Origin of the sequence: Nostoc sp., from assembly GCF_036919895.1 — a bacterium.
Lineage (GTDB): Bacteria > Cyanobacteriota > Cyanobacteriia > Cyanobacteriales > Nostocaceae > Nostoc.
Genome location: NZ_JBALBW010000028.1, coordinates 1 through 20,204 on the forward strand (window position 1 = coordinate 1; position 20,204 = coordinate 20,204).

Sequence of the window (20,204 nt, forward strand, 5' to 3'; positions counted from 1 at the left end):
TTTCTCCCGCAGGTCTACTGAGTAGGGTTTCATCTGATTTTTTACTTTTATCTTCTCAACTACTGTACCAAACCGTTACACAAAGTGCTGTATTTGTACTAAACACTTTAGCTATGGGAGTAGCTATACAAACTCTTGCCAAAATCACGGGGGAAACAATAGAAATATGGAAAGAATATGTAAACGCAACAGCTAATGAGCAATACAGAGAATTGTCTAGCCAACAAATTCAGGAAATAGTTGACTCTATTAAAGATTTATCCGCCTGATGAATCGTATTGCGATCGCGCTACCAATAGCGCGGGCTACCTGACACAGTAGCCGAAACGGTGGTAACAAGCCACCGTCGCGGGTTGTGTCCAAAGCAATCAGCAACTTAATCAAAGAAAGTGCGGCGTTTACTCAGAATTGCGCCTCTAATGTGAGGCGTTCTCAAGTTCATGCGCTGCCTTTCTCTGATTAATTCCCCGAATGCGTTTACTCCTGAATCGCGCCCCTCAAGTGTGGGGCGTTAGGGTGATTCGTGCGCTATTAAGTTCGGGTCAACAAAGGATGCCAGTCCTTGAAACCACCATTTTATTTCGCAGAACCATGACAATAGAATTAACTATTTTGGGAATTGATGTTAGTAAATCAAGCGTAACTTGCCATATTTTAACACAATACCCCAAGGGCGGATTACAGGCATACTGGAGTAAAACAAGAAATAAAGCATCTACTTTATATCCGGCTTTTTACTCCAATCCTGATGCTAGAAAGAAACAGAAATCAGCTTTTGATTTTGCTGATTACCTAGCAGAAATCAAGCCAGATTACGCAATCCTAGAACCCACAGGAAACCACTATTCAAGACTGTGGGCATCCATCCTTAGAAAGCTAGAAATCAAAATTCTGTGGGTTGGTCACGTCGAACTGCGGCGTTATCGCGGCGGTAAAAACCTTCCGAATAAAAGTGACCCCGCCGATGCTTTAGCAATGGCCGCTTACGGTCACGATCTGGATCATCACTTGGAGACTGGGGAGTTAAACATGAGATATTTCCTCATGCACCGCCCCGAACCCATTGATGAACTCCGCGACCTGTGCCAGCAATTAGAACACCTCAACCGAGTGCAATCGCCAATTGTGAATTATGCACGGCAGCTTCTTGCTTGGCAATTCCCAGAAATAGCCCACACAAAGAGCGCATCTAGTAAACCAGGATTATTACCGCCCCTCTGGGCATGGTTAGCTCATCGGCTTGAAATTTCCCCCGCCGGGAAAACCCGCATCGAAAATCGCTATAAAATTTCCATTGCAAAAGACTATGGAATTGAGATTGACCCTATCCTAGAGTTACATGCTGGATGGATGTGTGATATTGCCCTCTATGAGCAGCGCTTGGAAGCAAGAATCACCGAAATGCTCTATCTGGATGAATTCAAGCCTTACATGACCGTGTTTAATAAGTTCGGTTTCGGGTTACGAGTGCGATCGCGACTGCTTACCAGGATTTATCCTTTTGAATCATTCTTGGGTATAAACGGTAAACCCGTGATTGAGTACGAAGTTCGGGAAGTGAAGAAGACGGAGCGCGAACGAATTGAAGGAAAAACCACAGTCCGGCGTTTGGCTGGCGATACCAAACGAATTAAACGCAACCGCAGCCGCGATACTTTCAAAATGCGTTTGGGAATGGGTACTGTTCTGGAACAATCCGGTGATGGACTTGTTGAAAAGGCTAGCGGTTCCTCACTGTGCCGAATTAGCTTGTGGCAGTATGTCTTAACCGGCGTAGAAACTGGAAGGCTACCAGAAAATGAACTGACCAAAGAACTTACCAACTACCGCGACTCACTCAAGTCCAATGTCACCGAACAAGGCGAGAAGCTGCTAGGTGGTAAGCACATCCAAGGTAAGCTCATGAGTAAAGTAGTAAATCTACTGTTCCAGGAATTGTGTAAAATAATTCCTTTAACATAGGACGTGTCAAATTCTGTGACGAAATGGAGAATAAGCAAGATTCCATATTATCGATAAAGAAGAATTTCGATAATATGAATTCCGTTGTACATGGAATCAATAATATGTTCGTCTAAGTGTAAAATAATTCCTCTGACCTGATGCTATTAACCCTTCATCTGCATGAAGGGTTTTGAACCCAAAACTTTCGATTACCCTGAATTGGAGATTGTGGAGCAATACGGTTTAAAGGTTGTTTGAAAAGTTTTTTACTGGGACTTTCGGTACTTCGTTTTCCCACCTGCTGCCTAAAAAAGGGGGGAAACGAAGTCAAAATACCCTTTTTTAAGAAAGATTTTTCTCACTAAATGGCAACTCTGCATTAATCGCCTCAATTTCCTGCTGTTCGAGTTGATTCACTTCCTTAATATAGGGACGGATAATTTGTCCTAAACGATTGTTGTAAAAGCGGTGCAAACTGTGATTGGGCATAGCGGGGAAACCGCGCCGTTTTTTGTGGCGGCCACCCGCACCAGGATCAAAACTTTGGATATTGTTAGCGATCGCCCACTCGATGGGTGCATAATAGCAAGCATCAAAATGTAAACAATCTATCTCTTGGAAACTCCCCCAATAGCGTCCATAGAGTTTATCACCTTTAAACAAACAAAATGACATTCCTAGAGGATGAGAGTTATCTTCCTCGCTATAAGCAGCCACAAACAAGACTCGATGGCGATAATCGGCGTTTAGCTGCTCAAAAAATCGCTGTGTGAGATACTTGCTACCCCACCAGCCAAACTTATCACAGGTATCAGCATAAAATTGGTACATCAAAGGAAATAAAGAGTAGGGAATTTCATCACCACTCAGAGGTTGCAATCTTAAACCTGCTTTCTCTACAGCTTTACGTTCCCGCTTGATATTGCGGCGTTGATTGGCGTTAAAAACTTTCAAATAATCATCAAAAGTTTTAAAGCCAGAATTTTCCCAAACGTAATTGTGGTGCAGCCAAGTTGTAAAACCATGCCGTTCCAGCATCGGTCGCCATTGGGGATCGACGTAGAGAAAATGACACCCAGAAATCCGATTTTTAGAGCAAAAAGTGTCAATTTCATGCACCATTATCGCCGTGATTTCATCCTCATCTTCTCCTGGGGCAATTAAAAATCGATAACCTTCAGCCGGGGTAAATGGTGTCATTCCCAGCAATTTTGGGTAATATTGAACTCCAATGCGATCGGCTAATTCTGCCCATTGGTGATCGAAAACAAATTCACCAGAACTATGTCCTTTTAGATAGAGTGGCGCAGCCGCAATCAGTGTTCTATCACGCCACAATGTCAAGTGATTTGGCAACCAACCAGTTTTAGCCGTAGCACTCTGAGAGGTTTCGATGTTGTTTAGCCACTCCCATTCTAAAAATGGCGTTTTGAGTGGCATTGCCAAAGCATTCCAGGCATTTTGGGGTACTTCAGCAATTTTGTTCGTCCAAACGACAGAATAGCGAGGCTTAAGTTGTTCCACCATATTAGGGGAGTAGGGAGTAGGGAGTGGGAACTGGGGAAGAAGCAAGGGAAAGAACTAATGACAAATGACAAATGACCAATAACTTTACTTAGCGTAATCTAATCTGCTGGTCGTTGCAGGCGATAGTGCAAAAACACTTCTTGCTCAACTGTATGAACTTCTAAAAGTTGCAACCTGGGAGCTAAATCGGGTAAAAATCCTTTCCCTTCTACGGGTGTAGGTGCGGTATTACCACCTAAAATCAGAGGACAGATAGTTAACCATAATTCATCGATTAAATCTAAGCCCAGCAGGGAAGCGACTAATTCACCTCCACCCAAGACCACCAACCGTGTTATATCTATATTGGCTAGATACTTCAAAGCTGCGAGAATATCAATTTCTCGCGTTGGTGTTTCAAAAACCAGAATCTGCTCAAATTCTGGAGAACATTCTTGAACTCCGGTTCCCAGAGTTGATTGAAGCGTCTGTAAGCGTCCTTTCCATGAAAGTGTTCCCAGTGTTGTCGTGAGTAGCCACCGTCTAACTGGTTGCTTAAAAAAGTTAATTTCCGGATTGAGGTTTCCAGAGTGTGTAGTCACTATATGAACTGGCTGCGGAGGCTTCCCTTCTTGTGCCCGAAGTTGCACTAGAGTTGGATCTGATACAGTAAGTGTTGTTCCATAGGCCCGAAGAGTACCAGCACCGAATAAAACCGCATCAGAGGTAGCGATTTGTTTTTCTAGATGTGCTTTATCAGCCCTTGAACCAAACCGAGCAGGCGATCGCTTAAAATCTGCTATCTTACCATCTGCACTCATTGCTAAAACAACTGTAGTATGAGGACGATGTTGCAACATTAAATTGATTTGATAGTTTGAATATTTTCTTTGTTCGTGTGTAGATTATCAAAAAAAAATCCATGCCTACAAGTTATTTTTTTACAATTTTATCACTGTATTTATATGCAACCCGAACAGGTTTTAAATTTAGCATATATGAGTTTTGGTATACCACGTTTCTTTTTGAATTATAGCAATTTGTTATTTTTAAGCATTGAAAATAAAATTCTGATAATTTAATAAAATGTCTCATCTAGCCAGTCTAATTACATATCTTTGCTATTGTGGTTTGCGGATGCAAAGTGAGACACTCGATGACTAATTACCGCCAATCTTCCTTTCGTCGAATTTTAGTAACGAGAATATTGCTGCTGTTCGTTCCAGTTTTACTTATAGGCGAGATTGTTGCCTTGAATAAGGCACGTTCTAGCATATTGGGAACCGCTCGTAAAAATTTAACAGAAAGCGCCATCAGTAAAGGAGAGAGAATTGGCGATGCGATCGCAATCTTAAAAGCTAATTTGCTGAGTGTAAGTAAAACAACGGTGATTCCGTCGGGTTCACCTATACAAGAGCAAGAAATTCTCACGCAGCTAAAGCAACAACTTCCAGCCAATATTGAGTGCATCCAATTAACGGATGTACTCAATCAGAAAATAATTGCCACTAGCTGTGGCGATCGAGCTATTGGGGAGTTGACATACCCTTTGCCCAGTGATGGAATTGATGTCAAAACAATCTTCCCGTCCAAAGCAGGAATGACTGGAAAAAGAAACGCACAAGATCAATTACAAGTAGTGTTATCTACACCAGTCTCCGATAGCCGCAGAAATTTAGCTTACAGCTTAAGTATTCAGTCTGCATTGTACCAAAAAACCAGAAATCTGCCGGGATCGCTCACAGGCGCTATGGTGGTGATTGCTGAAGATGGCACGATTTTGGCACATCCCTTCACAGACTGGGTGGGAACTAATATCAATCAACATCCAAATTCTTCCCAACTCAAGAGCATAATTAAAAATGCCATTGCCGGAAAAAATGATTCGATAAATTTGTCTTTTAAAGAGGGGGACGAATTAGTAGCTGGCTATACAGCTATTGTAAATCCACTCACCCAACAACAGCAGCAAAAATGGATAGTCTTAGCTGTTACTAGTGTTGATAATGCGCTTTTTGGGTTAGAGGAAATCAAACGAATTCTCATTGTTTTGACCGTTAGTTTGATTGGTGCAAGTTTGTTAGCCTCCCTATATCTAGCTCCTTACTTGGCTCGTCCTGTAGAAGAATTGCGAGATTACGCTCTCAATATTCACTCTCACCACGCCGCACAACCAGTTCCGCACAATTTCCAAATTCGGGAATTCAATCAACTCGCCCAAGCATTAGACCAAATGGTAGAACGGCTCAAAGCTGGGGCGGAAGAGTTAGAAATAGCTTGGAAAGAAGCAAAAAACGCTAACCAGATTAAAAGCCAGTTTTTGGCCACAACTTCTCATGAATTGAGAAACCCATTGCATACTATTATTAGCTGCATTCGCGTGGTTGAAGATGGCTTATGTGATAGCCGAGAAGAAGAAATGGACTTCCTCAAACGTGCCGATGAAACAACGATTCATTTGCTAAATATTATTAATGATTTACTCGACATTTCTAAAATTGAAGCAGGTAAGCTTTCTGTAGTCACTACACCTCTTGACCTCCGAAAAATATTATTAGAGGTGATTAATTTACAATCAGTTAATGTTCAACAAAAGGGCTTGCAATTGAAATGCGAGTTAGATCCTCAACCGATACCAATTAAGACAGACGCGGCAAAACTGAAGCAGGTGCTAATTAATGTTATCGGCAACGCCACTAAGTTCACTGACACAGGAAGTATTACCATTGCTACAGAAATTCAATCTAGTAATAGTAAATCTCAAGTAGTGGTAACAGTTCAAGATACAGGTATAGGCATTGATCCCGCGCAACAGCACAAACTGTTTCGCCCTTTTATGATGGTGAATGGCACAACCACGCGCCAGTTTGAAGGGACTGGACTGGGACTCGCAATTTCACGAAACTTAATCGAACTGATGGGAGGCAGCATTACTCTTGAGAGTACGGGACTTCATCAAGGTACAACATTGAAGATTACCTTACCCTTAATTGATATCTCGCTGTTACCTGCTTCAAAAAAAGATGAAAATGCCGGGGATCTGGGATTGTCCTCTGGGAATAAGGGGGCAAAAGCAAGCCAATACTCTAGCCTACAGGAGCCTGGGGGAAGTCCCCCTTTGGGGATCAATAAATCTGTAAAAGTAGGTGTAGACAAAGAGAAGTCGATGAAGTTCCAGGTGTTACTTGGGAATGAGACTTACGAGATTAGTCTTTCGCCACAGCAAACTCTCTTGGTAAGTCTTCCAAAAACAGAAGTTTATGCAAATGGGACTTCTGATAGGTAATTCTTGCTAGACTTAAATTCAAAGGTGGAGCGTATTGCGATCGCACTAATTCGTAATTCATAATTTAAATCTGAGAAATGATTCCCGCTTCTGCCTTTCTTTGTAAGGGTACTGTCATTACTAGCACCCTTTTTTGCAAACTTCAATAAAAAATGATTTTGACAAATAACTATTTATTTGCAGCCAGTTTATCTAAGAAATCAATTTTTACTGCAACATTAATCAAGTCTTTATGAGCGCGTAAATCTTTAATTTCACCTTCATTAAGTGCAACAACGTATGGTTCATCATTAATCATAGCGATAATTGGCCCCCCCGAAGAACCAGCAGCAGTATCGCAATCATGTAATAGGAAATTTTCTTCCTCCTGAACAATACTACAACCAGCTTGAAAACTAGCAGTCCATCCAGTCCCAGCAGTAAAGTATTGTTGATATTTAACAGTAGGGAAATCGCCAGAATAGCCAACAAAAAATAATCTCTTCTGGTTGCGAATCAAAGTAGCAGAGGGTAAAGCTTTAGTTCCTAAATAACCATATTTACGACCAAGGGGTTTGTTGATTTTCATCAAAGCCCAGTCGTTGGGATTGAGCTTTCCACCATCTTTGAAATCTGTGCCGTAAATAACTTGTTCTACTGTTGCCACATCTTTAACATTTACTTGCCCATCAATGACATTTGGTAAAAAGAGAATTTGTTGGCTTAACTTGCCAGTATCAGGATCAATTACACAGTGAGAATTAGTTAAAACTAAATCTTCTGCGATTAATGCACCAGTGCAATGATAACTACCAGCATCAGCAGTTGTTCCTTGAACTCTACCAATTGCAGACCAAGGATATTTTTTACTCAACATAGGAGTACGATAATCTATTTCGCCTGGAATTCCGCGTTTACCACCTTCATTCGGTTTTACAGATTGTCCAAGATTGTCAGGGATAAAAGGTTTACCATCACCCAACAATTTTGATTGACCTGCATTTTTAAAAGAAGTAAATTTTGGCGGTGTAGATTGCTGTGTTTGTGTTTGTGCTTGCACTGATGCCCAATAGCTGAAAGTGCTAACACCAATAATTCCTGATAAAAACAGTGCTAGTGGTTGTTTGTAGATAGGCTGTTTAGTCATGAGAAATCACTCCTGAATAAAAATGAGATGTTTTGTTTACTCAAACTTTTCGAGTCATAAAACGATTTATCGCCACTCACCCTGCAAAGTGAATGCAGCCCAGTATCGCGGCTTATTCAAGTTGGGGTTGGGGTCTTTCCACAACTTCAGTTGTGCTTCTCGAAGGGCGGCGGTGGGCGATTTTCCTTTTTGCAACATTTGTTTGTAAAACTCCTGCATTAATTTTGCTGTAGCGTCGTCATCAACCATCCACAAAGATACAGCTACACGTTCAGCACCGGCATACATTAAGCCTCTAGTTAAGCCTACTAAACCTTCCCCGCTAACATCCTTACCCAAACCAGTTTCACAGGCACTAAGTACCACTAGGTCAGCAGGAAAGTTGAGGTTAAAGATATCACCCAACTGCAAATAACCATCAATAGATTTACCAGTTTTGTCTACAAGAGACAGGACGATTCCTGATAACTCAGGGTTATTAGGGTCAGCAAAGCCGTGAGTCGCAAAATGTAAAAATCGATACTGGGAAAGTTCTTTGCTAATTACCCAGTTGTAATTAGCATCAAAATCAAAAGCTTGCAAAGTCTCATTAGCAGGTACAAGTTTTAAAATTCCCTTTGCCTCTTCGACTGTCCCAGGAAGCGCCCCCCAGCTACCGCGATTGAAATTTCTCGCTGCTTGTTTGAGTTGAGATTCTTTGATTTGATTTCCGATATCGAGGTTATTGACAATATTTTTATGTGGAAATCGTGTCTCATCATTAGCGTCAAACACTGGGTTAGCAAGAATAGCTAAAGTTTTCGGCGCATGTTTACGTCCTTTGAGGGCTTGTCTTTGATTTGCAAGAACTGTAACGGAAGGCAAATTAATAATTTCATGTTGAATCAGCAAAGGTTGATAATTGACCTTGCCATTTATCTCAGAAGAGGGGTTATCTTGCTTACCTTTTTCTGGTACGGAAGTTCCTTGAGCAGTGAAATCAGGTAAAGCTGTAAAGGGAATAGATTGCAAACTCCCATCAGCTACAATTATTAAGCGTTTTTGCCCTAACTGATCCGCGACTGGTGATAGTAAAAGTTGACTAAGTTTAACCGCAGACTGCATTTTAGAGTTATGTGCCAGATTGGTATTAACGTTAATTCCATCTCTGGAATTTATCAACGAACGAAAGTTTTTGGCTAAAACATCGATATCTGCACGTTTGGGTAGTTCGTAACTGCTAATGCTTGTGGGAGTAACTGCCCAAAGATAACTGTGTTCTTCTCCCAAGGAATACTCTAACAGCAGCGTATCTTTATCAAGTTGTTGTTGAATTTGAGATAACTTTAAGGGTTCAGGGTATTTTAATCGTGCATATTTTGGGCTATTAGTACGGATTTTTGTTATTAATTCTTTCTGTTGACTAAGCAGTTCTTCCAATTCTTGTTTGAGTTTTGCTGTTATTGTTTCTGTATTTGGTTTGGTAGATGCTTCTTGTAGTAGTTGATTTTTAGCATCAATTGACTGCTGTAATTGCTGTTCTTGGGCTAAAAGTGTCGGATCAACACCGTTACGAATATCTGCATTAGCTTCGGTCAAAAGTTCTATCAAACTTCTTGCACGGGAGCGTTCACTGATGTGCAGGGCTTTTCCATCGTATCCTTTTGTTGGTTCTTTTTTGTGCAACCCCATCAGGATGTCGATTTTCAGTTGATAATAATCTTGTACCGTTGCAAAAAAGGAAGTTCGTAAGTCTTGACTAGCAACTTGTCGGCGGATATTTTCGATGATTGTGATCGCTTTATCTATCTGGGTAAGGGCTGCTTGGAGTTGGTTATTTTGACGTTGCAGTTTAGCGATGTTGTAGAGACTTTGGGCTTGTTCAGAACTTAAGCCCATTTGAGTATAAAGAGCAAGTTGTTCTTGATAGGCTTGTATAGCTTTCTCTGGTTGTTTGAGGGCTGCGTAAGCTTCAGCATTTGGGGCGATCACTCTCGCCTCTAGTTCCTTGAAGCCTGATTCTCGCCCCAGTTTTCTGGCTTTTCCAGAGTCTTCCAGAGCCTGGGAATAATTTCCTTGTTTAATCTTAACTTGAGCGCGGAAATTAAGTGTTCCTGCTTCTATGGCTAATTTATACTCATCAATCTCTAAATTACGAGATAAAGTTATAGCCTGATTACCAAAACTAATTGCTTGTTGATAATCTCCCGAATTCAAGTAAGTTTGACTAATATAGCCTAATGATAAGGCTTCATAGTGACAGTTTCCCGTTGTTTTGGATACAAGCAAGGCTTGCTGATAATAATTTAGGGCTTGTTGGTAATCTTGCAACTTTCGATAGACAGCACCAAGTTTATGTAGAGTATCTGCTTCATTGCTGCGATCGCCAATAATTTGCGAGATGCCTAATGATTGCTTATAAACATTTACACTCTCAGGATATGCCCCTAAAGACAAGTAAACATCACCGAGAGTCAACAAAGTAGCCGCTTCTGCTGGACGAGTTTTAATTTGACGTTGAATGTCTAAGGCTTGATTGAGGGCATTAATCGCTTCTTGTTTTTTCCCTTGTCTGTTTAGAATATCAGCAATATCGGTAAGTGTGCTTGCTTCGTTGGGCTTACCACCCATTATTTGTCTTAGTTTGAGTGCTTGTTGATAAACTTCAAGGGCTTTTTGATATTCCCCAACTCTGCTGTATCCTGAACTACCAAGCATTTCTAGGAAATCTGCCTCAGCGCCAATAATTCCTCTCGTGCGCCACTTTTGAGCTTCTTCTTTGAAGAATTCGATATTATTCTTGGTAGCTGATTGATTCGATGAACTCCCTGATTTATCAATCTTAGGAGGTTTTTTTATTGATGCTAATTTATCAGAACAAATTGAACTTTGTAACGAGGGATAAATCAAATCGAGTATGCTTCTATCTCTCTTAAATTCTGGATCGAGATTATTCGCCTGTGTGATGTAATCAAAGCTTTTGTTGATTTCACCGAAGGAGATTGCGTAAGTCAAAGCTATGTAATCGAGTATTTGAGCTTGTTCGACGACATTACCTTTTTCTTTCCAGTAATCCAAAGCTTTGTTGTAATAATCAAGTGCTTTCTGTTTTTCGCCTAAGTTTTGAGCGTAAATCTGTCCAGTTGTCCAAAAAACACTAGGTTGTATTTCCGTTTCAGGAAACAGTGATGGAAGTTGTTCCTTGTTAGCGATCGCCTTTTCATATTCCCCCATTTTTTGGTAGATCAGGGCAAGTGAACCACTGGCTGCTCCCTCACAGTCGCGATCGCCTAAAGCTTGACAAATAGGCAACGCTTTCTGAGCATATTCCAAAGCTTTGGGATATTCTCCCCGAAACCAGTATAATTTAGCAATGCGATCGAGAGTATTGGCTTCTTTTTGGCGATCGCCTGCTAAACGCCAATATTTTAAGGCTTCTTCCCATTTAGCAATGACTTGAGTAATGGGTGTGGTTTCTAATTTTAACTTTTTGGCTTGTGCTTCTGCTTTTTGAGCCGCAGCCCGGTTGGTGTCTGCGGTATTGGTTTGGGCTTGGAGTTGACGAGGTTGAGTTAAGGGTATCGGTTTGGGATAGGCATTAACGATTTCTGGACAGAAAGATAAACACAGCAAAGGAATTAACCCCAGAAGGTAAGGTTGGGGCTTGTTGGTGTTACCGATTTTGAAAGCGAAATTTACCAATTTTGAGCAAATTTTTGCAGCGATTGCTGGACTTTTTCGCATTTTATTCTTTTACATCTAACTATATTTCTGGAGTAATCAAGGTTATGCAACACGGCAGTCGCATTATTTATACAAGAGCAGTATATTCTCAACAAAATGAACTTAATCTTAATTAAGTCTCAGTAAAAATAATAATTACAGTAAAATTACATAGGAAAACTACTTTAATAGTAACTTATCTAAGTGTCAACAGAGATATTGCTTAAAAGTTATCTTACAGATCCTGAAGAGAAAAACTGGTTTTGTTTCTGTTTCTGTAACAAAGTTGGCCAAAAATTTAGGGCGCTACTGACAGATAAAGGGTCAATACTTCTCGGTTAAGCATTTTTAACTCGGAATTGGATTTGGGGAAAGGGTAAGGGTTAAAGGTTTTTTCTTTCCCCTTTCTCTTTTCCCCTTAACCGAGAAGTACTTGGATAAAGGCATAAGAGAAATGGGCGGTTAGAAACCGCGTCTACACAGATAAAACCCACGGAGGTGGGTTAAAAAACTTTGATTTTCTCTTAGCACAGGTCTTTTTCCATTCGCTCTCTCTGCCTCTAAGTTGACACCAATTAGCAATGCTGTGTCCGTAAACAGCCTTGTATTAAATGGAATTAAAAAATTTGAATTCTCGGCAAAATTACACCTGAGAGCAGTTAGTTGTTAAGAAAAACAGGTTTGCCGCCTTGCTCAAGAGATACTGTTAGTGCAGCAAGAATTTCTACTAACTGTGTGCCTACCCAGCCAGACGAAATCTCTGAGGGAGTATTGTTTATAACAGAGACAACAAAGGTGGAGCAAACCCGTTGCAATGGTTCCCCTGGCTCTAATTCCAGCACCACCTGCTTTTGATTTACTGGAATAAAATGATTACCTTGCTGTTCAAACTCACCATGTAGCAGCGTTAGAGGTGACGAGCGCGACATTTCATCAAAAATCAAACTACCAAGGCTACCTACAATCCCCAGCCGTCGCTGCTTATCAGGATTCAGCCAGCACAAATGAATATAAGCTTGAAAGCCATCTGGGTATGTCAGTGTTAGCCATACTAAATCAGCCAAACCTTGAGGCAGAGCAGAATCTGTATATGGACTCACCTCTGCTCCCCTGCCCCCCTGCCTCCCCTGCTCCCCTGCTCCCTGTAGCCACACCGTACCCGTTGCTTGTACTTTCACAGGGATCTGACCTAGCCAAGCGTTAAAGATAGCAATATCGTGAATGGCTAAGTCCCAGAGCGCATCAACATCTTGGCGGACAGGCCCCAAATGGGTGCGTGTCGCGTAGCCGTAGCGTAAATCACCTAATTTACCCGCTTGTACTACAGTTTTTCCTCGCTCAACTGCTGGGTGAAATAAATAAGTATGGTCAACCATGAGTATTAAATGATGCTGCTCTGCTAACTGGCAAAGTTCCCGACATTCTGCGGGATCAAGAGTTAGGGGTTTTTCTGCCAAAACATGGTATCCGTTCTGGAGAGCGTCTTTTACTAAGGCATAGTGGGTGATAGCAGGAGTTGCGATCGCAACTCCTGTCAACCCTGACACTTTTTTTAAATCTTCCCACTGAGTTGTTAATACTACATCATCATCTAGATTAAACTGCTGTTTTACCGCCGCTAATCGTTCTGGATGAGGATCTACTACCGCAACTACAACTCCTTGGGGATGTGCTAAGAAATTCCGCAGCAGATGCACTCCCCAACGCCCAACTCCGATAACAGCAATTTTAATTTGGTTCGTCATTTATCATTTGTCATTAGTTATTTGTCATTAGTTATTTGTGTACAAAGGACGAGGGACAAATGACCACTGACAATCAACTGATTATCGACTAATCACCTTCTTTTAAGCTCAGGGTATTTGCGGATTAGGAATTGCTAAAAAAGCTACTTTAGCTGCGGCTTGTTCAGCAGTTTTGATCGATCGCCCCTTACCAACTCCTAGTTTGTTTCCGTGTAGCCACACTTCAGCCATGAAACGTTCTTGATTGCGATGTGGTTGAGTGACTTCCACAACCCGATACTCTGGTAAAACTTTAAATTGCGCCTGAGTCCATTCTTGAAGAGCAGCTTTGTAATTTAGTCTGGCAGGATCGAGGCGAATTTCTGTTGTTAGTTCTTGGAAGTGGGGATCTAGCCAAGAGCGGATCAATTCCAGATTTTGAGTACTTAAGTAAAGCGCACCCAAAACTGCTTCAAAGGCATCTGCCAGCCGTGACTCTAGACCAACTTTATCAGCCGTAGCACTACCGGCGACTAGTAAATATAACTCTAAACCATAACCTCTGGCTAATTGGGCGAGAATGCGATCGCTCACCAACACCGAACGAATTGCCGCAAAATCCCCTACTGGACAATCAGGATAATTTTCCCATAACACAACAGCCGACACCAGTCGCACCACTGCATCGCCAACAAACTCCAGTTGTTCATAATTTGCCGAATCAGAGACAGTGGGATGAGTTAGCGCTAAATCTAGCAGTTCCCACTTTATAGGTGCTTCTAGCGACAAACCTAATTTTTGGACTAAACTTTCGAGTTGCCGTTGACGGCGTGGATAGGCAAGGGGCATTACATGATAAGGGGAAAGGGGCAGGGGGGAGCAGGGAAAGGCAACTAGCTATCTATTTTATATCTCTAAAGTTCTTGGACTATCACTCTAACAACTTTTTGCTACTTCTCTCTATAGAGTATCCAGCACGATACAGTCAAGAGAAGCTATTTGGACTCTATCGAGTTAAATGGCATTTGGATACAGCATTAGAGATCCTGGGAATGCTTTAAATGATGAATTAGCGATGTCTACGACGAGCTTCGCTTACGCACAAAACCCATACAAAAAATAATAGAGTACAAACCGTGAAAGGTTCATACTCCATTAGACGGGAGAGAGCAGGACATAAGCCGGGTTCTGTTCTCTTGCGAGGGCAGTTATCTATCTGGGACGTTTGTTACCAAACGCCTCTAGCGGCTCTCATTGAGCGGAACTGGTAAAAAACCAACCGTAGTCCCTATCGCCTTGCTCCCAACCGGGGTTTACCGAGCCAGCACCTCTCGATACTGCTGGTGCGCTCTTACCGCACCTTTGCACCCTTACCAGGTTGGGGATTGGGGATTAGGGATTGGGGATTAGGAAAATTCTTCCCAGTCCCCAGTCCCTAGTCCCCAGCCCCTAATCCTGGCGGTATCTTTCTGTGGCACTATCCTCACGATCGCTCGCACTGGACGTTATCCAGCAAGTTTGGTCTTTCGGGAGTCCGGACTTTCCTCAAACCAGTGACTAGGACTGATCTGCAACCACCTGCGTCTACTCTCTCCTTAGATCCAGTGTAATCTTGGATGGCATAGTCTGTCTGGTTGCTATTGCTTTTTTTTATTCCAAGGTAAAGCGTAAGTCCAAGGTAGTTTCCTGACTGTGAAAGGACAATTGATAATACTAATGGGAGGAAAATCACGGCCTGGGGCTAAACCTAAACGCACTTCAGATACTCTGAGTACCAGTTGTAGGGAAAAATCCAACTCCTTTCTTCTGTTAATAAAGTCGTTGTACAACTTTTTTTGCCCTTTTTTTAGCCCGTTGATATCAATTAGTGGTTTCTTTGCTGAATAGGTTCCAGCTTCTTTATCGCGCTCGAATACATCTTCTGCTGTCACCGTTTCAGAAAGTGTTTTGTTGGGAGCAATCAGGCTAGGACTTTGGGGTACTGCTAAGTCGCGGGTTAAGTCTGGTGATTTCCGAATTACACGGCGCGATTGCTTGCTATGTTCAACTACTAAAGAACTGTTGTCCCAATCAACGTATAGGGCAATATTATCAGATTTATTTTCAATGCTAATTCCTAAATCTTTCAGATCGTCTATCGGATATGAAGGTTTGAGTTTAAAGGAAATCCCAATTTTGTCGTCGAGATTTTGTTGTTTGAGTTGCTCGTCAACGGTTCCTTTTTTAAACTCAAACTTAACTTGATCGTCGATGGATTCAACCATGCGGTTAAAAACATAGGCAACACCGATAATATAAACAGTCAAAACTATTAAGTTCTGGTCGCTACTCCTCATAAATTATAATATTAACTCCCAGTGCTAATGAATGTATATTTGATTTGTCGCCCATCTGCAATTATTAATTACGCTTAATTGTTACAGAATTTTGCAACCAGCCCCGTTGCCAAAAGAAGAATAGCAGACCAAGTGCGATCGCAGCCATTACTGCCCAACAAAGTGGATAGCCCCAATACCAATTCAACTCAGGCATATTATATGGCGATTTTTCGGTATTGAAATTCATACCATATATTCCGGCAATAAAAGTCAGTGGAATAAAAATTGTTGAAACTATCGTTAGTACCTTCATGATTTCATTCATTTTATTACTCACTGCCGAAAGGTACACATCCATTAATCCAGATGCTAGTTCTCGATAAGTTTCTACCATGTCCATCACTTGCACTGTATGGTCATAACAATCTCGCAAGTAGATTCGCACTTCTTCGCCAATCAGTTCACTACCATCTCGAATTAAAGAATTAATTGCATCTCGCTGCGGCCAGATAGCACGACGTAGTTGCAGTAGTTCTCGCCTAATTTGATAAATATTTTGTAGTGTTTGCGGAGTAGGTCTGACTATTACCTCTTCTTCCAACTCTTCGATTCGCTCCCCATAAAGCTCCAGTACTGGGAAAAAGCCATCAATAATTGCATCTAACACAGCATAAGCTAAATAATCGGCTCCCTGTTTGCGAATGATCCCTTTGCTTTTTTCAATTCGCGATCGCACTCCTTCAAAACAATCATGTTCTGGTTCTTCTTGTACTGTTAGCAAATAATTTTTACTTAATATCAAACTCACTTGCTCGCTGTAAAAACCACATTCTCTTTCCTTTGGTACTACCATCCGAGCAATGAATAGCAATTGGTCTTCATAATCCTCTGTTTTGGGGCGCTCTGGCACATTAACTATATCTTCTAAAACTAGAGGATGTAACTCAAAAACTTTACCCAATCGTTGTAATATATCTTGACTGCCTAAACCTTGTACGTCTACCCAAGAAACGGATTCCATCTCCAGATATGGAACACACTCCTCTGGGGTTGCTATTTGTTCGCGGATGAAATTGGTTTGGTTATAGTCAATCAAAAAAATTATCGGTGGTGGAGCATCTTCATCAATAAAAATGGTTCCAGGTATAGTCCCTGGTCGGTGATGGAACTCATCTTCATATAGCTTGGTTACTATTTTGGGAAGACGACGCAATTTTCGTACCATGCAATATTACCTAACATTGGGCATTGGGAATTGGGCATTGGGAATTGGGCATTGGGTATTGGGTATTGGACAAGTTCCTCTTTTCTCAGTGCTTAGTAAAGAAATAAGATTTCCTACTCAGCACTTATGAGGCACTTTGATTTCTTTCAGCTTTTGCTATTAATATTACAAAAATTAATACAAAGACTGTGATTTTTAGATTAAGCAGTTATTTAGGTTGGGGAATTTGGAAATCAGCATTTTTTAGTGGTTAGTTGTATTCACGACTAATTACTGATAACCATAATAATTATTTCTATTTATGCCCAGCTACTTCCCAGCAATAGAGATAACATATCGCCTCTGAATCAGCAATGCTATAAAAAAACAGTTTGCCTTGGCAAGACAAACTGCTGAAAACATATTTATCTGGGTGAGCAGAAGTTAGAACATGCCCATGCCGCCCATGCCGCCCATGCCGCCCATGCCGCCCATACCGCCCATGCCACCCATGCCGCCCATGCCGCCCATATCAGGGGCAGCAGCAGATTTTTTCTCTGGTTTTTCAACAACGATCGCTTCGGTGGTTAAGACCAAACCAGCAATGGAACCAGCGTTTTGCAAAGCTGAACGCACGACTTTGGCAGGATCGATAATACCAGCCGCGATCAAGTCTTCAAATTCCCCGGTAGCAGCGTTGTAGCCAATGTTGAACTCGCTGTCTCGGACTCTAGAGACGATCACAGAACCTTCAGCACCTGCGTTATCTGCTATCTGACGCAAGGGGGCTTCTAGCGCTCGTTTGACAATATCAGCCCCAATTCTTTCTTCGTCATTTTGTAGGGTCTTTTTAATCGCTTCTACCGCCTTGGCTAAGTGAATTAAAGTTGTCCCACCACCAGGAACAATACCTTCTTCCACCGCAGCTTTAGTTGCGTTCAGCGCGTCTTCAATCCGCAGTTTACGGTCTTTGAGTTCGGTTTCGGTTGCCGCACCGACTTTAATCACTGCCACGCCGCCAGCAAGCTTGGCGATGCGTTCTTGCAGTTTTTCTTGATCGTATTCAGAATCGGTTTCTTCCAACTGTTTGCGAATTTGAGCAATTCGCTTTTGTACTTCTGGCTTGGTGACACTGCCAGCTACAATGGTGGTGCTTTCTTTATCAATGGTGATTTTGCGGGCAGTTCCCAATGCTTCTAAAGCAGCAGTATCCAAGCTTAAGCCGATTTCTTCAGAAATTAATTGTCCATCGGTGAGGATAGCAATATCTTCTAACAAAGCTTTGCGGCGATCGCCAAATCCAGGCGCTTTAATTGCAGCCACTGCCAATACACCCCGCGCTTTGTTCACTACCAAAGTTGCCAAAGCATCACCTTCGACATCTTCAGCGATAATTAACAAGGGCTGACCAGAACGGGCGACTTTTTCCAAGATTGGCACTAAATCTTGAATGCTGCTGATTTTTTTATCTGTCACCAAGATTCGGGCGTTTTCAAATTCTACGATTTGGCGCTCGTTGTTGGTGACGAAGTAGGGAGAAATATAACCCCTGTCAATCTGCATCCCCTCAACTACTTCTAGTTCAGTGGTGAGAGATTTAGATTCTTCAACGGTAATGACACCATCTTTGGTGACTTTTTCCATTGCTTGGGCTAACATTTGGCCAACTTCTTCATCGTTACCAGCAGAGACAGTGGCAACTTGAGCGATCGCACTTCCTTCGACTGGCTTGGCTATCTTGGCAATTTCTTTTACCAGTGCCTCAATAGTTTTGTCGATCCCGCGTCTCAAGCTAACTGGGTTACTACCCGCCGCGACGTTCTTCAAACCTTCCCGAATCAGGGCTTGTGCCAAAACGGTAGCGGTAGTTGTCCCATCTCCAGCGACATCTTTAGTTTTTGAGGCTACTTCCTGGATGAGTCTTGCACCAGTATTTTCTAAAGGATCTTCTAATTCAATTTCTTTCGCAACAGTGATACCATCGTTGACAATTTGAGGTGCGCCAAATTTTTTCTCTAAAAGCACATTACGACCTTTAGGCCCCAAGGTGATTTTTACGGCATCAGCAAGGGCGTTAACACCCCTTTCTAGAGCTCGCCGAGATTCCTCATTAAATGCAATAATTTTCGCCATGTTTTATTTCTCCAGCGCTTCCATTAGACAATTTAGCACTCACAGAGCAAGAGTGCTAATCTCTCAAGCGGCTCAAGTTACAAATGGAAATAAAAAAAATTGATTAATATACAGGTGATACTTATATTAGATACTGGCAGTAATGCTTGAATTGGGAGATGAATCTAGACAACTCCCTTAAGTCCCTTGGTATTGCCGACCCTAGCGGCACCGGCTGGTTGGCGGTAGTATTTACGTTTCTCTTAGCTTGGGTTGTAACCTGGCGTTTAATTCCCACAGTCCGCAAATTCGCCTTGCGGGTAGGCTGGGCTGACCAACCCAACGCCCGACGACTCAACCGAGAACCTTTACCCAATGCAGGGGGGCTGGCTATTTACGCGGGTGTGATTGCCGCGCTTGTACTAGCTAGCCTTTTACGACCAATCGAACTCCAAAACGTATTGGCTCAAGTGCTAACTATTCTGTTGGGGGGTTCGATATTAGTCCTTGTAGGCTTTATTGACGATCAGTTCGGTTTACCGCCCTCTGTGCGACTGTGGGCGCAAATTGTCACCGCCCTGTTGCTGGTAGCTAATGGTATCAGTGTCAAAGTCATGTTTGGCACTCCCATCGACTCACTTCTGTCTATGTCGCTGACAGTATTGTGGGTAGTAGGGATTACCAATGCCATCAACTTGATGGATGGTATGGATGGTTTGGCAGGAGGAATCAGCTTTATTACGGCCATGAGTTTATTGGCCGTTGCAGCCCAATTTAACAACCGTGCAGCAGCTATTTTGGTACTCGCAGCCTTGGGAGGTGCTGCACTAGGGTTTTTGCGCCATAATTTCTATCCATCACGAATTATTATGGGTGATGCCGGAGCATACTTTTTCGGTTATGTCCTGGCAGCAACTAGTATTTTAGGTAAACTGCAACAAAACACAGTTTATGCCTTAATTCCTACGGTTTTATTTTTGTTGTTACCGGTGCTAGATACAACTCAAGTATTTGTGCGACGGCTACTAGCAGGAAATAACCCTCTCAGTACTCCTGGTAAAGACCACCTGCACCACCGCTTGCTTGCTTGGGGACTCTCCCAGCGCCATGCTGCATTTACGCTTTGGTCAATTACCTTAGTTTTTAACTTGCTGGCGATGAGAATACAAGGTATGAGTTTGGCTGTGATGCTGGCTACCGCCAGTAGTATTATCCTGCTTTTAGGCTTTACTATCTGGCAAAGGATACGCCAACAGCCTTAGTTACTGGTAGGGTGAGCATT

At 42.2% G+C, this 20,204-nt stretch carries 13 protein-coding genes and 1 other RNA gene; 4 read left to right on the forward strand and 10 right to left on the reverse strand.

Features of this window, described 5'->3' with window-relative positions; translation table 11 throughout:
• Together V7K55_RS04930 and V7K55_RS04935 are read left to right on the forward strand one after the other, a co-directional pair.
• The coding region (locus V7K55_RS04930) for a hypothetical protein (protein WP_334828791.1) at positions 1–269 on the forward strand (269 nt) is incomplete at its 5' end.
• 322 nt (positions 270–591) lie between these two features.
• Positions 592–1,962 (forward strand): IS110 family transposase, encoded by a 1,371-nt coding sequence (locus tag V7K55_RS04935; protein WP_442949063.1) that lies wholly within the window; start codon positions 592–594, stop codon positions 1,960–1,962.
• A 324-nt stretch (positions 1,963–2,286) separates the two neighbouring features.
• Here the strand turns inward: V7K55_RS04935 and V7K55_RS04940 are convergent, their stop codons facing one another.
• Complete coding sequence (locus tag V7K55_RS04940) at positions 2,287–3,471, reverse strand: GNAT family N-acetyltransferase (RefSeq protein ID WP_334828795.1); 1,185 nt, start codon at positions 3,469–3,471, stop codon at positions 2,287–2,289.
• A 98-nt stretch (positions 3,472–3,569) separates the two neighbouring features.
• Positions 3,570–4,310, reverse strand: a complete 741-nt coding sequence (locus V7K55_RS04945) for a RibD family protein (protein ID WP_334828797.1) — start codon at positions 4,308–4,310, stop codon at positions 3,570–3,572.
• A gap of 296 nt (positions 4,311–4,606) precedes the next feature.
• Between V7K55_RS04945 and V7K55_RS04950 the strand changes: the two genes are divergently transcribed.
• On the forward strand, positions 4,607–6,736 hold the full coding sequence (locus tag V7K55_RS04950) for an ATP-binding protein (protein WP_334828799.1): 2,130 nt from the start codon (positions 4,607–4,609) through the stop codon (positions 6,734–6,736).
• Between the two features lie 169 nt (positions 6,737–6,905).
• Here V7K55_RS04950 and V7K55_RS04955 read toward each other — a convergent pair whose 3' ends face one another.
• The 8 genes from V7K55_RS04955 to groL all read right to left on the reverse strand — a co-directional run bounded on the left by V7K55_RS04955 (position 6,906) and on the right by groL (position 18,943).
• Positions 6,906–7,862, reverse strand: a complete 957-nt coding sequence (locus tag V7K55_RS04955) for a trypsin-like serine peptidase (protein ID WP_334828801.1) — start codon at positions 7,860–7,862, stop codon at positions 6,906–6,908.
• Between the two features lie 66 nt (positions 7,863–7,928).
• On the reverse strand, positions 7,929–11,585 hold the full coding sequence (locus tag V7K55_RS04960; protein WP_334828803.1) for a CHAT domain-containing protein: 3,657 nt from the start codon (positions 11,583–11,585) through the stop codon (positions 7,929–7,931).
• Between the two features lie 638 nt (positions 11,586–12,223).
• The gene (locus V7K55_RS04965) at positions 12,224–13,309 is read right to left on the reverse strand and encodes a Gfo/Idh/MocA family protein (RefSeq protein ID WP_334828805.1); all 1,086 of its coding nucleotides are present in this window, start codon (positions 13,307–13,309) and stop codon (positions 12,224–12,226) included.
• A 108-nt stretch (positions 13,310–13,417) separates the two neighbouring features.
• A complete protein-coding gene (gene rnc, locus V7K55_RS04970; RefSeq protein WP_334828807.1) occupies positions 13,418–14,137 on the reverse strand; it encodes a ribonuclease III in 720 nt (239 codons plus the stop codon).
• A 312-nt stretch (positions 14,138–14,449) separates the two neighbouring features.
• Positions 14,450–14,880, reverse strand: an RNA gene (gene rnpB, locus V7K55_RS04975) — RNase P RNA component class A.
• Between the two features lie 45 nt (positions 14,881–14,925).
• Complete coding sequence (locus V7K55_RS04980; RefSeq protein WP_334828809.1) at positions 14,926–15,624, reverse strand: hypothetical protein; 699 nt, start codon at positions 15,622–15,624, stop codon at positions 14,926–14,928.
• A 64-nt stretch (positions 15,625–15,688) separates the two neighbouring features.
• A complete protein-coding gene (gene corA, locus V7K55_RS04985; protein ID WP_334828811.1) occupies positions 15,689–16,831 on the reverse strand; it encodes a magnesium/cobalt transporter CorA in 1,143 nt (380 codons plus the stop codon).
• 423 nt (positions 16,832–17,254) lie between these two features.
• Positions 17,255–18,943 carry a chaperonin GroEL gene (gene groL, locus V7K55_RS04990; protein WP_334828813.1) on the reverse strand — a complete coding sequence of 563 codons (1,689 nt, stop codon included), beginning with the start codon at positions 18,941–18,943 and terminating at the stop codon, positions 17,255–17,257.
• 158 nt (positions 18,944–19,101) lie between these two features.
• On the opposite strand from groL, the gene V7K55_RS04995 reads away from it, so the two are divergent.
• Positions 19,102–20,184: an MraY family glycosyltransferase gene (locus V7K55_RS04995; protein WP_334828815.1), complete on the forward strand. Its 1,083-nt coding sequence runs from the start codon at positions 19,102–19,104 to the stop codon at positions 20,182–20,184.
• The last annotated feature ends 20 nt before the right edge of the window (positions 20,185–20,204 follow it).

Coding starts and splice junctions, on each gene's coding strand:
- groL (WP_334828813.1), bottom strand. CDS start 18,943: ATGGCGAAAATTATTGCATTTAATGAGGAATCTCGGCGAGCTCTAGAA.
- corA (WP_334828811.1), bottom strand. CDS start 16,831: ATGGTACGAAAATTGCGTCGTCTTCCCAAAATAGTAACCAAGCTATAT.
- V7K55_RS04965 (WP_334828805.1), bottom strand. CDS start 13,309: ATGACGAACCAAATTAAAATTGCTGTTATCGGAGTTGGGCGTTGGGGA.
- rnc (WP_334828807.1), bottom strand. CDS start 14,137: ATGCCCCTTGCCTATCCACGCCGTCAACGGCAACTCGAAAGTTTAGTC.
- V7K55_RS04960 (WP_334828803.1), bottom strand. CDS start 11,585: ATGCGAAAAAGTCCAGCAATCGCTGCAAAAATTTGCTCAAAATTGGTA.
- V7K55_RS04955 (WP_334828801.1), bottom strand. CDS start 7,862: ATGACTAAACAGCCTATCTACAAACAACCACTAGCACTGTTTTTATCA.
- V7K55_RS04935 (WP_442949063.1), top strand. CDS start 592: ATGACAATAGAATTAACTATTTTGGGAATTGATGTTAGTAAATCAAGC.
- V7K55_RS04980 (WP_334828809.1), bottom strand. CDS start 15,624: ATGAGGAGTAGCGACCAGAACTTAATAGTTTTGACTGTTTATATTATC.
- V7K55_RS04945 (WP_334828797.1), bottom strand. CDS start 4,310: ATGTTGCAACATCGTCCTCATACTACAGTTGTTTTAGCAATGAGTGCA.
- V7K55_RS04940 (WP_334828795.1), bottom strand. CDS start 3,471: ATGGTGGAACAACTTAAGCCTCGCTATTCTGTCGTTTGGACGAACAAA.
- V7K55_RS04995 (WP_334828815.1), top strand. CDS start 19,102: ATGAATCTAGACAACTCCCTTAAGTCCCTTGGTATTGCCGACCCTAGC.
- V7K55_RS04950 (WP_334828799.1), top strand. CDS start 4,607: ATGACTAATTACCGCCAATCTTCCTTTCGTCGAATTTTAGTAACGAGA.